Origin of the sequence: Metapseudomonas resinovorans DSM 21078 (assembly GCF_000423545.1) — a bacterium.
In the GTDB taxonomy this organism is placed as follows: domain Bacteria; phylum Pseudomonadota; class Gammaproteobacteria; order Pseudomonadales; family Pseudomonadaceae; genus Metapseudomonas; species Metapseudomonas resinovorans.
In genome coordinates, this window is sequence record NZ_AUIE01000024.1 from 106,389 (window position 1) to 121,283 (window position 14,895).

General features: G+C 65.0%; 15 protein-coding genes and 1 tRNA gene. 9 read left to right on the forward strand and 7 right to left on the reverse strand.

The window, feature by feature from the left end; genetic code table 11:
* Nucleotides 1-16: 16 nt before the first annotated feature.
* Together G559_RS0117580 and G559_RS0117585 are read right to left on the reverse strand one after the other, a co-directional pair.
* A complete protein-coding gene (locus G559_RS0117580; protein ID WP_028629496.1) occupies nucleotides 17-1,591 on the reverse strand; it encodes a glycerol-3-phosphate dehydrogenase/oxidase in 1,575 nt (524 codons plus the stop codon).
* A gap of 2 nt (nucleotides 1,592-1,593) precedes the next feature.
* The gene (locus G559_RS0117585) at nucleotides 1,594-3,189 is read right to left on the reverse strand and encodes an FAD-binding oxidoreductase (protein ID WP_028629497.1); all 1,596 of its coding nucleotides are present in this window, start codon (nucleotides 3,187-3,189) and stop codon (nucleotides 1,594-1,596) included.
* 126 nt (nucleotides 3,190-3,315) lie between these two features.
* On the opposite strand from G559_RS0117585, the gene gliR reads away from it, so the two are divergent.
* Nucleotides 3,316-4,338, forward strand: a complete 1,023-nt coding sequence (gene gliR, locus G559_RS0117590) for an AraC family transcriptional regulator GliR (protein WP_028629498.1) — start codon at nucleotides 3,316-3,318, stop codon at nucleotides 4,336-4,338.
* Between the two features lie 190 nt (nucleotides 4,339-4,528).
* Here gliR and G559_RS0117595 read toward each other — a convergent pair whose 3' ends face one another.
* On the reverse strand, nucleotides 4,529-5,743 hold the full coding sequence (locus G559_RS0117595; protein WP_028629499.1) for a molybdopterin molybdotransferase MoeA: 1,215 nt from the start codon (nucleotides 5,741-5,743) through the stop codon (nucleotides 4,529-4,531).
* On the reverse strand, nucleotides 5,740-6,279 hold the full coding sequence (gene moaB / locus G559_RS0117600) for a molybdenum cofactor biosynthesis protein B (protein WP_028629500.1): 540 nt from the start codon (nucleotides 6,277-6,279) through the stop codon (nucleotides 5,740-5,742). Before moaB ends, G559_RS0117595 begins: the two co-directional genes overlap by 4 nt.
* 67 nt (nucleotides 6,280-6,346) lie before the next feature.
* Here moaB and mobA point away from each other — a divergent pair, with 67 nt between their 5' ends.
* From mobA to G559_RS0117615, 3 genes are all read left to right on the forward strand, one after another.
* On the forward strand, nucleotides 6,347-6,934 hold the full coding sequence (mobA, locus tag G559_RS0117605) for a molybdenum cofactor guanylyltransferase MobA (protein WP_028629501.1): 588 nt from the start codon (nucleotides 6,347-6,349) through the stop codon (nucleotides 6,932-6,934).
* Nucleotides 6,935-7,012: 78 nt separating this feature from the next.
* Nucleotides 7,013-7,234, forward strand: coding sequence for a YgdI/YgdR family lipoprotein (locus G559_RS0117610; RefSeq protein ID WP_028629502.1), 222 nt, complete (start codon nucleotides 7,013-7,015; stop codon nucleotides 7,232-7,234).
* Between the two features lie 174 nt (nucleotides 7,235-7,408).
* A tRNA-Pro gene (locus G559_RS0117615) sits at nucleotides 7,409-7,485 on the forward strand.
* A gap of 216 nt (nucleotides 7,486-7,701) precedes the next feature.
* Here the strand turns inward: G559_RS0117615 and G559_RS0117620 are convergent.
* Both G559_RS0117620 and G559_RS0117625 read right to left on the reverse strand, forming a co-directional pair.
* Nucleotides 7,702-7,941, reverse strand: coding sequence for a glutaredoxin family protein (locus tag G559_RS0117620; protein WP_028629503.1), 240 nt, complete (start codon nucleotides 7,939-7,941; stop codon nucleotides 7,702-7,704).
* A gap of 45 nt (nucleotides 7,942-7,986) precedes the next feature.
* Nucleotides 7,987-9,138 carry a DUF5610 domain-containing protein gene (locus G559_RS0117625; protein WP_028629504.1) on the reverse strand — a complete coding sequence of 384 codons (1,152 nt, stop codon included), beginning with the start codon at nucleotides 9,136-9,138 and terminating at the stop codon, nucleotides 7,987-7,989.
* Nucleotides 9,139-9,296: 158 nt separating this feature from the next.
* Here G559_RS0117625 and G559_RS0117630 point away from each other — a divergent pair, with 158 nt between their 5' ends.
* Nucleotides 9,297-11,258 (forward strand): monovalent cation:proton antiporter family protein, encoded by a 1,962-nt coding sequence (locus G559_RS0117630; protein ID WP_028629505.1) that lies wholly within the window; start codon nucleotides 9,297-9,299, stop codon nucleotides 11,256-11,258.
* Here the strand turns inward: G559_RS0117630 and G559_RS0117635 are convergent, their stop codons facing one another.
* Nucleotides 11,259-11,816, reverse strand: a complete 558-nt coding sequence (locus G559_RS0117635) for a TetR/AcrR family transcriptional regulator (RefSeq protein ID WP_028629506.1) — start codon at nucleotides 11,814-11,816, stop codon at nucleotides 11,259-11,261.
* 154 nt (nucleotides 11,817-11,970) lie between these two features.
* Between G559_RS0117635 and G559_RS0117640 the strand changes: the two genes are divergently transcribed.
* From G559_RS0117640 to G559_RS0117655, 4 genes are all read left to right on the forward strand, one after another.
* The gene (locus G559_RS0117640) at nucleotides 11,971-12,564 is read left to right on the forward strand and encodes a glutathione S-transferase family protein (RefSeq protein WP_028629507.1); all 594 of its coding nucleotides are present in this window, start codon (nucleotides 11,971-11,973) and stop codon (nucleotides 12,562-12,564) included.
* 17 nt (nucleotides 12,565-12,581) lie between these two features.
* A complete protein-coding gene (locus tag G559_RS0117645) occupies nucleotides 12,582-13,508 on the forward strand; it encodes a pyridoxamine 5'-phosphate oxidase family protein (RefSeq protein ID WP_028629508.1) in 927 nt (308 codons plus the stop codon).
* A gap of 4 nt (nucleotides 13,509-13,512) precedes the next feature.
* Nucleotides 13,513-14,379: an MBL fold metallo-hydrolase gene (locus G559_RS0117650; protein WP_028629509.1), complete on the forward strand. Its 867-nt coding sequence runs from the start codon at nucleotides 13,513-13,515 to the stop codon at nucleotides 14,377-14,379.
* Between the two features lie 107 nt (nucleotides 14,380-14,486).
* The coding region (locus tag G559_RS0117655; RefSeq protein WP_028629510.1) for an OprD family outer membrane porin at nucleotides 14,487-14,895 on the forward strand (409 nt) is incomplete at its 3' end.

The following is a 14,895-nucleotide window of genomic DNA, read 5'->3' on the forward strand; positions in this document are numbered from 1 at the left end:
TGCGTCCTTGTTCTTGTTATTCGGGCAGGCTGTAGCAGCGCCGCCAGAGGGCCAGGTAATCGGCCTCTTCCCGCGCCCAGCGAGCATCGTCCCAGCCCAAGAGCGGCTGGCACAGCGCACGGATTCGTGGCAGCTCGCCGCAAGCGCCCTCCGGCAGCAGCAGGCCCAGACGGGTCCGGCGCAGCAGCAGATCATCCAGGTGCAGCACCAGTTCACCCTCAGCCGCCCAGGCCAGCTCGGCCCACAGGGTATCGGTGGCGCCGACGCGTTCATTACCCAGCAGCTCGACCCAACGCACCAGCTCCGCTATGCCGCCCCCATGGCGACCCAACAGGCGCAGACGCTGGGCGGGCGACAGGGCCGGGACTGCAGGTGCTACACAGGGCTTGAATACCGGATCGTCGCCCGCCTCCAAGGCGCGGTCGACAAAGCCTGCGCAGGCACGTAGCACCTCCAGCGCCAGCAGGCGGAAGGTGGTCAGCTTGCCGCCGGCCAGGGTCACACAGCCGGGCTCGACCCAGAGGACATGCTCACGCTTCTCATCCGAAGGTTTCAGCCGCGCCTCACCATCGCTCACCACCGGCCGCACGCCCGCCCAGGTGGACAGCACATCGCGCCGGCCGATCCCGGATGCGGGGAACTGCAGCGCACAAGCCTGCAGCAGATAGTCCACTTCCGTTTCGCTGATGCGCGCGTCCTGGTCCAGCCCATCCCCATGGTCGAGGTCAGTGGTACCGATCACGGTCGCCCCCTCCCAGGGGAAGACGAACACCGGGCGCCCATCCGCCGGATGCATGAAGCTGATGGCGTGGGCCAGCGGCAAGCGCCAACCCGGTAGCAGCAGATGGCTGCCCCGCAGGGGGCGGATATGCTCCGTACCCTGGGCGGCACGCAGGCGATCCGCCCAGGCACCGGTCGCCTGGGCGACGGCGCGAGTGCGGAACGTGAAGCGCTGACCGCTCTCCAGGTCCTCGGCCTCAAGGCCAGTCACCCTGCCCTGCTCCCGCTGCAATGCCACCACTCGCACACCATTCAACGCCTCGCCGCCATCCGTGCGGGCTTCGCCCAGCACCCGCATCACCAGACGGGCATCGTCCGTCACGGCATCGAAGAATCGGGTGCCGCCCTGTAGGCCGCCTTCACTCAGGCCTGGCACCAGGTAGCGCAACTCCTGCAGCGGGTAGTAGAGGTGGTTGCGTCGTCCTGCCAGGGCGTCATAGACCGCCAGCAGACCGCCGAACACCTTCGGCCCCGGGAAACCGCCCCGATGCGGCATGACGAAGCTCAGCGGCTCCACCAGCCCCGGTGCCTCGGCCAGCAGGCGCTGGCGTTCACGCACGGAAGCGCGTGTCAGGCCGAACTGCCCCTTGGCGATGTAGCGCAGGCCGCCATGGACCATTTTCGAGGAGCGACTGGACGTGCCCCAGGCGAAGTCGCGCTGCTCCAGCAACAGGCATTTCCAGCCCCGGCGCGCCGCCTCCCGCAGGATGCCCGCGCCGCAAATACCGCCACCGACCACGATCAGGTCCCAATCGCGGCTGGCCAGGTCCGGCAACGCAGCCGTGCGCCACTCGGCGTTCCAGACGCCCATGCTCAATCCTCGAGCAGCACACCCGGGGCGAGACGGCCCTCGGGGTCGAAATGCACAGCCAGGGTACGCAGGGCAGCCATGCCCAGCGGGCCCTTCTCTACCGGCAGCCAGGGCGCGTGGTCGCGACCGACGCCATGCTGGTGGCTGATAGTGCCGCGATTCTGCGCGATCACATCACTGGCGGCGTGCTTCAGCTTGCTCCAGCGTGCCAGCGCTTCGGCGTAGCTGCCCCCGGGACGGTAGACGTAGGTGGTGTAGATGCTCGAACCCTCGCCGTACACGTGGGACAGGTGAGTGAACACGTGCACCCGCTCACCCTCGTCCTTCAAACCGTTGCGCAAGCTGCTCTCGATCTTGCCGAGCAGGCTGTCGACATTGACCCAATCGGTCGCGGTTTCCAGCGTGTCCACCACATAGCCGGCGCTCCAGAGTGCGTGGCGCAAGTACGGGAAACGGAAGCGGTTGTGCTCCCATTTCTTGCCCAGCAAGGTGCCGGTAAACACGCCACCGAAGCCTTTCAGCAGACGCTTGGCCTGCTTCAGCGACGCGGCGTTCTGCGCGCGGTTGCCGGTCACGCCGAAGGTCAGCATGCACTTGCCCGCCCCGGCGCCGCGCAGGGCCAGGTACTTCTTCAGCAGGGCAATCTGCCCCGGATGCCCGGCCAGGGCCAGTTGCGTCTCGGTCTCGATGGCGTTGGACAGGCGCAGCATGGACAGCGGCACCCGCGCCTGGGCCAGGCTGCGAATCCCCTTGAGCGCCTGGCTCCAACTGGGCAGGAAGACCGCGTAGAAGGATTCCCGCTCGGCCAATCGGGTAACCCGTACGCGAACTTCGGATATCACCCCGAAGCGTCCTTCCGAGCCAAGTACCAGCTCGCGCAGGTCCGGCCCCGCGGCCGATGCCGGGAAGGTCGGCAACTCCATCGAGCCGGTAAAGGTTTCCAGGGTGCCGCCGGCAAAGAGCTGCTCGATACGCCCATAGCGCAGGGACTGCTGGCCACTGGAGCGACTGGCGACCCAGCCGCCAAGGGTGGACAGCTCCCACGACTGCGGGAAATGGCCGAGGGTATAGCCACGGGCACGAAGCTGGCTTTCCACCTGCGGGCCACTGGCACCGGGGCCGAAGGTGGCGATCTGGCTTTCCTCGTCCAGCTCCAGCAGGCGGCTCATGCGCTCCAGGGAAAGCGTCAGCACCGGCCGAGCACTGGCCTGGGGATTGATATGGCCGGCTACCGAAGTGCCACCGCCATAAGGAATGACCACCAAGTCGCGCTCGACGGCCAGGGCCAGCAACTGGCGGATCTGCTCCGGAGTCTCCGGAAAGGCCACGCCATCGGGAAACTGACCGAAGTCGCCTTCGCGCATGGCCAGCCAGTCCGGCAGGCTCTGGCCACGGGCGTGACGGACGCGCGTTTCGGCATCCAGGCTGATCAGCGGGTGGGCGTCCAGGCGCGAGGCCGGCACGCGGGCCAGCACCTGTTCCAGACTGGCATCTGGCAGGGGCTGGCCTTCACCGATGCGCTCGGCCAGGAAAGCCGCCCCATTGGCAGGCAGTTCCACCACCGTCGCCTCATCGCCCCAGCCGTTCCAGCGTCGCATGCCATTCTCCTTGTTCGGGTTGTTTCGGAGGATTTCGATGGCTGCCTATACTAGCCAGCCGCCCAAAGGCGTCACTGTCGAATCGGGACAGTGGCCATCGCCAATCAGGACATAACAAGAAAACGCATGCACGCCCTCGGCTATACCTCGGTTCCCGCCCTTCTCAAGTACCTGCGCCACGCGGAACAGCTTGGCCTGGATCAGGCTTCCACGCTCGCCGCGGCGGGCATTCGTCCGGAGGACCTGGCGGACAACGGCCGGCGCCTGCCCAGTGAAATCCACGAGCGACTGCTGGGTTACCTGATTCGCGAATCCGGCGACGCCCTTTTCGGCCTGCATTCGGCGCGATACGTGCAGCCCGGCTCCTGGAGCGTGCTGGGCTACATCACCATGAACTGCGCCACCCTGGGCGAAGCCATGAGCCGCATTGCGCCCTACGAGAAGCTGGTGGGGGACATGGGCGTGAGCCGCATGGAGGCCGAAGGCGAACTGGTGCGGATGATCTGGACCTGCCGCCACCAGGACCCGGCGATCCGTCGCCACATGGTGGAAAACGTACTCGCCTCCTGGCTGCTTTACGCCCGCTGGATCGCCGATATGCAGCGCTCACCGAGGGAGGTCTGGTTCGAGCACGTCCAGCCGGAAGCAACTCGAATCGAAGACTACGAAGAGGTCTTCGGCTGCCCGGTACGCTTCGAGCAACCCTGCAATGCCCTGCTGGTCCCCTACGAGTACCTGGCAGTGCCATTGCGCCAGGCGGATGCCAACCTGCTGCGCACCCTGGAAGAGCACGCCCTGGCACTGATGGCCGGGTTGGATAACGACGAACCGCTGCCACAACGGGTGAAGAACGCCTTGCGCCTGCTGCTCAAGGACGGTCTGCCACGCAAGGAACGCGTGGCGGAGAAGTTCCACATGACGGTGCGCACCCTGCAGCGCCACCTGCAACAAGCCGGCACCAGCTACCAACAGATACTCGATGAACTGCGCCGCGATCTGGCCGAGCACTATCTGCTGCGCAGCGACCTGCCGATCCAGGACATCGCCTGCTACCTGGGCTTCACCGAATCGCGATCCTTCCACCGCAGCTTCAAAGCCTGGACGGGGCAGACGCCGGGGGAGTACCGCGAGGCGAAACGTCAGGGCTGAAGGGCAGACCATCAGCCTGCTTGGCGAATGAATTCGCTATGTCTGCGTTAGCTGTTGCGAGAGATTCACCAACGGGCCAACAGCCTTGTAGGAGCTGGCTTGCCAGCGAAACGGGACCATCCGCTGGCAAGCCGGCGCCTACGGGCCATGCAGCTGCCTGCAACACGTAACCCGTACCAAGGCCCGGCTGTCAGGCCTGCAACTCGCTCAGCGGAATGAACCGCAACGTATCCCCCTCGGCCAGGGTGGTGCCTTCCAACACCTCCACCAGCCCCTCAGCCCAGGCCGCGCTGCGCAGCACGCCGGAACTCTGGTTCGGGTAGATCACCGCGCGGCCGTTCTCCAGCCGAGCACGCAGGTACTCGCGACGGTTGCCGGGCTTCTTCCAGGTAAAACCGGCCGGCACAACGAAGCCCAGCGGCTCAACATCTTCCACGCCAAGGCGACGCAACAGATAAGGCCGCGCCAACAGGCCGAAGGTCACCAGGGTGGAAGCCGGATTGCCTGGCAGGCCAATCACCGGCACACCGCGGAAATGCCCGAAGGTCAGCGGCTTGCCCGGTTTGATCGCCAGCTTCCACAGCGAAAGCTCGCCCTCTTCCCGCAGCGCCGCGCCGAGGAAATCCGCCTCGCCCACGGAAACGCCGCCGGTGGAGAGAATAAGGTCCACCTGGCCCAGGTCCGCCAGCGCCTTTCGGGTGAGCTGAAGGTCGTCGGCCAGGATGCCGGCATCCACCACCGCGCAGCCCAGGCGCTTCAGCCAGGCAATCAGCAGGCTGCGGTTGCTGTTGTAGATCTGCCCTGGCCCCAGGGGCTGGCCGGGCGGTACCAGTTCGTCACCCGTGGAGATCACGGCAACGACAGGACGACGGCGCACCACCAGTTCTGCGGCGCCCAGGGAAGCACACAGGCCCATCTCGATCGGCCCCAGACGGGTACCGGCAGGCAGCACGGCTTCGCCGGTGCGGGTTTCCTGGCCACGGGGGCGGACGTTCTGTCCCGCTCTCAGCGGCTCAAGGAAACGCACCCGGCCATCGGCCAGGACTTCGGCGTTCTCTTGCATCTCCACCAGGTCCGCACCCGCAGGCAACGGCGCACCGGTGAAAATTCGCGCGCAAGTGCCCGGCTGCAGCGGCCCGGGCGCACTGCCCGCGAGAATTCGCTGACTCACCACCAGCGGCTCACCCTGCCAGTCGGCCAGGCGCAGGGCATAACCGTCCATGGCGCTGTTGTCCCACGGCGGCAGGTCGAGACCCGCCACGAGTGGAAAAGCCAGCACCCGGCCGTCGGCCTCGGCCAGTGCAACGGTTTCACGCGCGTCGATCGGCGCAGCCGCAGCCAAGTCGAGCAGGCGCGCCAGGGCGTCCTCGACAGGCATCAGGCCGGGATGATCGCAACCGCTCATCCGCGGCTCTCGCAGGCGTTGGCCTGGGTCAGGTGCGGTACGAAATTGCAGGGGCGATGGCGGTTGTCCAACTGCTCGGCAAGGATGCCGTCCCAGGCAGTGCGGCAGGCATTGGTGGAACCTGGCAGGCAGCACACAAGGGTACCGTTGGCCAGGCCGGCCAGCGCGCGGGACTGCATGGTGGAGGTGCCGATGTCCGCCACGGAAATCTGTCGGAAGTACTCGCCGAACCCGTCCACCTGCTTGTCTAGCAGGCAGGCCACCGCCTCGGGGGTGCTGTCGCGGCCGGTAAAGCCGGTACCACCAGTGATCAACACCACCTGCACAGCGTCGTCGGCGATCCAGGTGGCAACCTGGGCGCGGATCTTGTACAGATCATCTTTCAGCAGCACCCGCGCGGCCAGGTTATGACCCGCGACAGTGAGGCGATCGACGAAGAGCTGGCCGGAGGTATCGGTCTCCAGGCTGCGGGTATCACTGACAGTAAGAACGGCAATATTGAGCGGCACGAACACCGCCTCGGCCTTGTGACTCATGGCAGGCTTCCAGTTGTAGGAGTGAATGCCCGGTGTTATATCACAGCGCCGCCAGAGAGACCGCGCCATGTCCGACAAGCCTTTACCACCCTTCTCCGTACTGCTGCTTTCCGGCGGCCGCGGGCAGCGCCTGGGTGGTCGCGACAAGGGGTTGGTGGAATGGCAGGGCCGCCCCCTGATCGCCTGGTTGCACGAGCGGGTGCGCCCCCTCACGGACGACCTCATCATCTCCTGCAACCGCAACGCCGAGCGCTATGCCACCTGGGCCGACCAACTGGTGCAGGACGACAGCCCCGACTACCAAGGACCACTGGCCGGCATCCGCGCGGGCCTTGCGGCAGCCCGCCACGAGCACGTGCTGATCCTCCCCTGCGATGCCCCACGGGTTGATGACGCGCTGATCGCCAGCCTTCTCGAAGCTGCCTGCGAGCGCCCCGTGATGGTCCGCCAAGGTGCATTCTGGGAGCCGCTATTCTGCGTTCTGCCCCGCGCCGTGTTGCCGGTGCTGGAAGCCGGCTGGCAGGCCGGAGAACGCAGCCCGCAACGCATCCTTCGCCAGTTGGCCCCCGTCGAGGTGATTTGCCCGGAGGGCGATCCACGATTGGCGAACCTGAACACCCCCGACCTGGTCGATGGTTTGGATCTGAAGGACTGAGTCAGATTCCTGGAACTTTGCCGGGAAGTTCTTCGTCAGAAGCTGCGTACAACCAGCGTAACCATCAAGGAGATGACGATGAACCAGCGGATAGCCCCCGCTTTCCTGCTCGCAATGGGCCTTTTCACTCTGGCCGGCTGCTCCTCGCCGACCGTGATCACCCTTAATGACGGGCGCGAGATCCAGGCCGTGGACAAACCCGACTACGACGAGGATTCGGGCTTCTACGAGTTCGAACAACTGGATGGCAAACACGCCAAGGTGAACAAGGATCAGGTCCGCACCATCAAGGAACTCTGATTCGCCCGGCCCGCTTCCGCCTTCATCGCGAAGCGGGCCTTCCCCCCTCCCACGGCGACCCCGCGCCGTTCGTAGCCTTCCACTCGCCCGCCACTTCCCAGCGCAAAAATTTAAAAAATTTTCCGCTAACCCCTTGTAGGCCAAAAGTTTTTCTGTAGAATGCGCGCCACACAACGGAGCGTAGCGCAGCTTGGTAGCGCGTCTCGTTCGGGACGAGAAGGTCGCTGGTTCGAATCCAGTCGCTCCGACCAAATCCCGAAAAACCCGCCTTAAAGGCGGGTTTTTTATTGCCTGCGATTTCTCCCTCTCAGCGGATGCAAGAAAGCCCCGGAGCATCATGTGCTGCCGGGGCTATTGCTTTCCGATCGCCAAGGCCCGCCTCAGGTGTGCAGGGTCGTGAACGTCCAGCCAGAATGCCGGACCTCACCGGCCCATCCCTGCACACAGCCCGGAGGGTGAAGAAGCGTTCAGCTGGACAGGAAGGACGCCACGGACGTCGCATCGAAAGGCCAGCCCAGTTCATGTCCGGTATCGCAGCGGCGCAGGACTGGGATGCGCAGTCCGTAGGACTCGACCCACTCTTCGCGGTCGGCAATGTCCACCAGCTCCACCATCAGTCCGCGTTCGACGAAGGGCATGAGCACACCTTCCGCCACCTCGCACAGGTGGCAGCCGAGGGTGCCGAAAAGTTGGCATTCAGGAAGCATTGCGACGCGCCTCGAAGATCAGCAAGGCGCGAATTCTAGCACGCGTCAGGCGTCGGTGGATTGGCCCTGAGCCTTGTCCAGCAAGGGCTGTAGGCCGTCCAGCAGGCGACTGTTGAAGGCTTCGGCCTTGGCCAGCTGGCTTGGGTCGAACCGTTCGTCGAGGGCGAAACCGCCCTTGAGCAATTGTTCCAGGGTGTCGCGGCCATTGTCCGCAAGCTCACCGGCGCTGCGCAGGGCATCCAGCAGGCTGTTGGCGTAGTCCTTGAGGCTGCCATTGACCGCGCTGGCCGCCTGGCCGCCCTGCTGGGCGACGGCACCATAGGCGTCGGTCGCCTGCATGACCTTGGTCTGGGTGAGGCGCATCGACATGGAGGCCAGTTGCTCGCCGTCCATGTCCAGGGCCATGGCGCGGTCGAAGGCGCCGGCCACGTCGCCGGAGTAGAACTTGCTGGAGATGTCCTGGACCTGGCCGAGCAGGTCACTCAGGGCAGCTTTCTCCTCGTCATCCAGCTCCCCGTCGACTTCGATCTGCCAGGCACCGATCTGCAGACTGGACGATTGGCTGCTGGCGGCCACCAGGGCGTTCTTGCCGTCACTCGCCGCCACCACACTGCTGCGCGACCAACTGGCCGACGCCTGGGCAATGGAGATACGCAGCCTGTCGCCGTCGCGGGTCTTCACCTCCAGGTCGAAGGTTTCAGCCTTGGCAGCAAAACGCTCGCTGTAGCCGGCAACCGCCACGGCCCCCTCACCCTGAGTGGCCTGTGCGGGCTGGGTGTAGGTCTTCTGCAGCTTGTCCAGGCCGTCCTGGATACGGCCAAAGGTGTCGTCGATGTCCTCAACCACCTTGCCGCCGAGCACACCCAGCCCATCAAGTATTTTCCGCGCGTCATCGAATCCCTTCTGTATCCCGGCGCGTGCCTGATCGAGCAGGCCCTGCAGCTTGGCCGAGTCTGCCCCTTCAGCCTTCTCTTTGCTCAGGCGCTGGTCGATGAAACCGAGCACACGGTCCGCGACCTTCTCCGGGCTGTAGTTGGACGCCTTGTCGTTGAGGGCGCCCGGCTCCAGCCCCAGGCGCTCACCGAGACGGCTGGCCAGGGCCTCTTGCGCATCCACCTGCTTGCGCGCGAAAGCGGAAGCCAGACCGGGGAACGCGGAACGTTGGGCGGAAGAAGCGAGAGAAGCCAGGGCATTCATGACGGGGCATCCGGAGTCAGCGGTGTCCCTCTGTGGCGGCCGGGCGCTGCAAAACTTGAATCGAAGGCGATGGCCGGTTCACATCGGGTGATCGTCCCCGCCCCCATCACCAGGCGCTATAACTGAAAGCGTCCCCATAGCCTCCGGAGGCCGCACCCTTGCCCGGCAACCTGCTGATCATCCTGGCGACCTCGCTACTGGTCATTGCGCTGTTCCACCGCCTGCGGCTCCCGCCGGTTCTGGGCTACCTCTGCGTGGGCCTGCTGCTGGGCCCCTCAGCTTTCGGCTGGGTCGACTATGACGACAACCTGCCTCAGTTGGCGGAGATGGGGGTGGTGTTCCTGCTGTTCACGCTGGGACTGGAGTTCTCGCTGCCGAAGATGATCGCCCTGCGCCAGGTGGTTTTCGGTTTCGGCAGCCTGCAGGTTCTGGCCTGCGGCCTGCCACTGACAGGCCTGCTGCTATGGATCGGGATGGATATCGGCGTGGCCTGCCTGATAGGTGCCGGCCTCGCGCTCTCGTCGACGGCGATCGTGGGTAAAGAGCTGGGCAGCCTGGGCGAAGTGTTTTCCCCTCATGGGCAGAACGCCATCGGTGTGCTGATTTTCCAGGACCTCGTTGCGGTGCTCCTGCTTACGCTGGTGCCCGCCCTCACCGGTGACCGGCAGGACGCCTGGTATTGGGCGGTAGCCATCACCCTTGGCAAGACGTTGCTGCTGTTCGTTGGCCTGCTGGCGGTCAGTCGCTGGCTTCTGCCCCGGCTGTTTCGCGAGGTGGCCCAGGTCCACTCGGCAGAACTGTTCGTCATGCTGGCGCTGGTCATCGTGCTGCTGACGGCCTGGATCACCCACCTGCTGGGCCTGTCCATGGCGCTCGGCGCCTTCCTGGCGGGGATGCTCCTGGGCGAAAGCCATTATCGCCATCAGGTGGAAGCCGATATCCGCCCCTTTCGCGACATTCTCCTCGGATTGTTCTTCGTCAGCGTGGGGATGCTCATCGACCTGAACCAGTTCGCCGAGCACGGCGCGCTGATTGCTGGCATTGCGCTCACCCTGCTGCTGGTAAAAGGCAGCGTTATCGCCCTGCTGGCAAGGCTGCGGGGCAATGATCTCGAAACCTCCTGGCGCACCGGCGTGGCACTGGCACAGGGTGGCGAGTTCTGCTTCGCCCTGGTAACCCAGGCGCAGCATGGCCGCCTCCTGGACGGGCAGCAGGCCAGCCTGTTGCTCAGCGCAATCTTCTGTTCCATGGTCCTCACCCCGCCGCTCTTGCGCTCCGCCCCAAGGCTGGCGGCGTACCTGCAGCGACGCGCGAGGGGCGCCGACCCGTTGGAAGCGATCGCGGCGCACAGCACAACGCTGAATGACCATGCGGTGATCTGCGGCTATGGCCGCGTTGGCCAATCCATCGCGCGCATCCTGGAGCAACAGGCAATTCCCTTTGTCGCACTGGACGACGATCCGGTCCGGATTGAAGAAGCCGCTGCCGGAGAGCGCAACGTGCACTTCGGCGACTCCCGCCGGGCGGATCTACTGGAAGCTGTGGGCACCCTGCGAGCGCGACTGCTGGTGGTCGCGGTGAACGATGCCGACATCGCCTTGAAGGTGGTTCAAAGCGCACGCCAGCTGCACCCTGCCTTGCCGATACTGGTACGCACCCGTGACGACAGCCACTTGGCCAGGCTCCAGGCGGCCGGAGCCACCGAGGTCGTGCCGGAGGTGATGGAGTCCAGCCTGATGCTGGCCTCTCATGCGCTGGTGCTGCTGGGCCTGCCCCGCAGCCGGGTGGAAGCTCATATGGAAGCGGTGCGACGCAACCGCTATCGCTTGCTCCATGGTTATTACCCGGGCGGCCAGGCCAATCTGGTGGATGCCCATGGGCAGCCGCGACGGCTGCTGCACGCTGTGAACCTGAACGAAGGCGCTTATGCGTGCGGCCGCACCCTGGGCGACTTGCGTCTTGAGCGACTGGGTCTCGAAGTGCAGGGCATACGTCGCCTGGGCGCGCCCTTGCAGTCGGCCGACGAGACACTGTTGCAGGACGGTGACGCGGTGCTGATATGCGGTGGCCTGCAGGCCATAGAAGCCGGTGAAGCCCTGCTGCTTACAGGCAGCGACTGATCAAAGACCAGCCGCCTCGAGCAGCACATTGGCAGCGTCCTTGGCCTCCAGCGCCTGATCGCCCGGCCCCTGGATGTGGGCCATGCTGATCGCCCCCTCCATCAAGTACTGCAACTGACGCGCCAGGCGATCAGGCTGGGCGGCCTTCAGGCGTATCAGGGCATCGCGGAAGTAATTTTGCGTGGCGATCTTGTAGGACGCGGCGAGGCGATGCACCGGGTGCTCGCGATCATGGAATTCGGCAGCGGCGTTGATGAACGCACAGCCGCAGAATTCGTCCTGCCGGAGCCACTCGGCCAGCCCGTCGAACACCCGCAGGATGGCTTCCCGCGGTGGCAGGTGCTCGAACGCCCAAGCCAAACGCTCGGCCGCAGGCGCGAAGCGGGACTCCAAGGCGGCGATGATCAGCTCGTCCTTGGACTTGAAGTGGTTGTAGAGGGTCATCTTTGCCACACCGGACTCAGCCAGGATGCGGTCGATTCCGGTGGCATGGAAGCCTTCGCGATAGAAGAGCGCGAGGGCGGTGTTGACCAGTTGATCGCGTTTGCTCGATGCCATTGCAGCCTCCTGAACCGACGCATTATGCGCATCCGCCCTGGCCGGCTCAAACCACACAGGGTACGGAATCGCAGGGCAACGCAAATTTTGCCCTTGAAATATACAGACCTGTCTGTCTATTCTCCAATCCACAATTCATCGCGAAGGACTCGTCATGCAACTCCACGACTTCTACCTCTCCGGCAACTGCTACAAGGTCCGCCTGTTCCTCGGCCTGATTGGTCAGCCGGCCGAATTGCTGACGGTGAACCTGCCCAAGGGCGCGCAGAAGTGTGCCGAGTTCCTCGCGCTCAACCCACGCGGCCAGGTTCCTGTACTGGTAGACGATGGCCAGCCGCTGGTCGACTCCCAGGCCATCCTGGTCTATCTGGCCAGACGCTACGCGGATACGCACTGGTACCCGCTGGACGCCGTTGTCCAGTCCCAGATTGCCAGTTGGCTGAGCCTGACAGCCAACGAGATCCATAACGGCGCAGCAAGAGCGCGAATCGGGCTGAAGTTCGGTCGCCCGGTGGATCTGGAGGACGCCCAGGCCCGTGGCCGCCAGACACTGGAACTGGTAAACGCGCATCTGGCCGAACGTGAATGGCTGGTCGGCGAGCACCCCACCATCGCGGACGTAGCGGTCTACCCGTACCTGGCCATGGCCGACGAGGGCGGTCTGGATCTGGCGCCCTACCCGCACCTGCACACCTGGTTCGCGCGCATTCGTGCCCTGCCCGGCTACGTCGAGCTGCCCCACTTCTAAGCGATCTGGAGGTCACCATGAACAGTCCTTTCCACCCCGGCGAACAAGCGATTCAGAGCCGTATTGGCGTGCGCGAGCAGGTGGAAGCGATGGGCAGCCGGATGATCCGCGACCATATGCCGGAGCAGCATCGGCAGTTCTTCGCCCAGTTGCCCTGGATGCTGGTCGGCAGCCTGGACAGCAACGGCCAGCCCCAGGCCTCCGTACTCTGGGGCAAGCCGGGTTTTGCTCATTCGCCAGAGCCCAGCCTGCTGCGGATCAACGCCCGCCCGGAAGCCGACGACCCCTTGACCGCCAATCTGCACGGCGCCGCACGCCTGGGCCTGCTCGGCCTGGAACTGCCGACACGGCGGCGCAATCGCCTGAACGGCCCGCTGGTAGACAGCGACCGAGAGGGCTTCACCGTCGCCGTGCAACAGTCATTCGGCAATTGCCCAAAGTACATCCAGGCTCGCGATTGGCACTGGGAAGCGCGCCCGGCAGGCCCCCTGGAACAAGGCAACGGTCTGGATCCGCGCTGGCTGGGGTTGGTGGAGCGCAGCGATACCCTGTTCATTGCCAGCCAGCATCTGGACCCGCAGACCGGCGGCGTCGACATTTCCCACCGTGGCGGCACGCCGGGCTTCGCGCGATTGGGCGAAGACGGCCGCCTCTGGTTGCCGGACTACAGCGGCAACCAGATGTTCAACACCCTCGGCAACCTGCTGCTGGAGCCCCGATGCGGCCTGCTCTGGGTCGACTTCAACAGCGGTGACCTGCTGCACCTGGAAGCCCATGCGGAAATCCTCTGGCCGGACCAGACCGGCTCAGGCGAGTTGCCAGACCTGCCCGGCGCGGAGCGCCTGGTGGCCCTGACCCCAGGCCGCTGGCGCCTGCGTCGAAGCCGCCTGCCGCTGAGCTTCAACTCACCACGTCCCTCTCCATTCCTGCCCCAAGGACACTGAATCCATGCACCCGCGTTCGTACGTCCTGCTGCTCCTGCTCAGCACGTTCAGCTTCTTCGCCCAGGCCGAGGGCCTGCGCTTCGCCCTGGTGAAGACCGCTGAAACCGAAACCCTGGATGCCTTTACCGTGGCCGATGGAAAGTGGACCGAAAAGGTGAAGGCCAACCATGTGGCGCTGCTGATCCAGCACCATGCCGCCACCCTGCTGTTCGATACCGGCCTCGGGCGCCAGGTGGACAACCAGTTCAGCCGCGAGATGCCCTGGTGGGACAAGCCACTGATGCAATACGGCAGCGTAACTCCGGCCCGCGACCAGCTCGACCGTGACGGCATCCGCATCGACCGCATCGTCCTGAGCCACGCTCACTGGGATCACGCCTCGGCCCTGGCGGACTTCCCCGAAGTTCCGGTCTGGGCGCCTTATGAAGAGATCGAGTTCACCGAAATCGCGACGCCGCCGGCGATACTGCCCAGCCAGTTCGCCCACGGCGTCAAATGGCATCCCTTCACCTTCCTGCCCGTGCCGTTCATGGGTTTCGAGGAGAGCCTCGACCTGTTCGGCGACCGCAGCCTGGTGCTGGTGCCGCTGAGCGGCCATTCGCCCGGTTCGGTGGGCCTGTTCCTGACCCTGGACGACGGACGACGATTCTTTTTCACCGGCGATGCCAGCTGGCGCCTGGAAGGCTTCACCGGGCCGAAGGAGAAGTTCTGGGTCAGCAGCAGAATGGTCGACAACGACCGCGAAGCCACCCGCGCCCAGCTGCAGAAGGTTCACGATCTACTCCAGCGCGAACCCGGGCTCACGGTGGTTCCGGCCCACGATGCCAAGGTGCAGGACGCGCTCGGCTACTACCCGCAGTGGGTCCAGTGAGCGGCCGACCATCGTCTAACAGACAGGAAATGTAACGAAATGCTTTAGTCACCTCGTTGTAACAGGACGACCCGACCGACCTGCAATCCAACGAGGAGACAATAACAATGAGCAAGACCTCGCTCGCGCGAGCCGTGGCCCTGGCCACGATTGGCGCCAGTTTCACCCTGCCCGGCATTGCCCAGGCCGAGTTCATCAAGGACAGCAAGGCCAGCCTGGAACTGCGTAACTTCTACTTCAACCGCGACTTCCGCCAGGAAAACGCCCCCCAGGCCAAAGCCGAGGAATGGGCCCAGGGCTTTCTCCTGCGCTACGAATCCGGCTACACCGAGGGCAGCGTCGGCGTGGGCGTCGATGCCCTCGGCCTGCTCGGCGTCAAGCTCGACTCCAGCGCCGACCGTAGCAACACCGGCCTGCTCAAGCGCGACCGTGAAACCGGCCGCGCCCAGGACGAGTACGGCGAACTCGGCCTGACCGCCAAACTGCGCGCCTCCAAGAGCGTGCTCAAGGTCGGTA

Bases quoted from the DNA above. Each gene is read 5' to 3' on its own strand.
- G559_RS0117580 (WP_028629496.1), bottom strand. From the start codon at position 1,591: ATGGGCGTCTGGAACGCCGAGTGGCGCACGGCTGCGTTGCCGGACCTG.
- G559_RS0117585 (WP_028629497.1), bottom strand. From the start codon at position 3,189: ATGCGACGCTGGAACGGCTGGGGCGATGAGGCGACGGTGGTGGAACTG.
- gliR (WP_028629498.1), top strand. From the start codon at position 3,316: ATGCACGCCCTCGGCTATACCTCGGTTCCCGCCCTTCTCAAGTACCTG.
- G559_RS0117595 (WP_028629499.1), bottom strand. From the start codon at position 5,743: ATGAGCGGTTGCGATCATCCCGGCCTGATGCCTGTCGAGGACGCCCTG.
- moaB (WP_028629500.1), bottom strand. From the start codon at position 6,279: ATGAGTCACAAGGCCGAGGCGGTGTTCGTGCCGCTCAATATTGCCGTT.
- mobA (WP_028629501.1), top strand. From the start codon at position 6,347: ATGTCCGACAAGCCTTTACCACCCTTCTCCGTACTGCTGCTTTCCGGC.
- G559_RS0117610 (WP_028629502.1), top strand. From the start codon at position 7,013: ATGAACCAGCGGATAGCCCCCGCTTTCCTGCTCGCAATGGGCCTTTTC.
- G559_RS0117620 (WP_028629503.1), bottom strand. From the start codon at position 7,941: ATGCTTCCTGAATGCCAACTTTTCGGCACCCTCGGCTGCCACCTGTGC.
- G559_RS0117625 (WP_028629504.1), bottom strand. From the start codon at position 9,138: ATGAATGCCCTGGCTTCTCTCGCTTCTTCCGCCCAACGTTCCGCGTTC.
- G559_RS0117635 (WP_028629506.1), bottom strand. From the start codon at position 11,816: ATGGCATCGAGCAAACGCGATCAACTGGTCAACACCGCCCTCGCGCTC.
- G559_RS0117640 (WP_028629507.1), top strand. From the start codon at position 11,971: ATGCAACTCCACGACTTCTACCTCTCCGGCAACTGCTACAAGGTCCGC.
- G559_RS0117645 (WP_028629508.1), top strand. From the start codon at position 12,582: ATGAACAGTCCTTTCCACCCCGGCGAACAAGCGATTCAGAGCCGTATT.
- G559_RS0117650 (WP_028629509.1), top strand. From the start codon at position 13,513: ATGCACCCGCGTTCGTACGTCCTGCTGCTCCTGCTCAGCACGTTCAGC.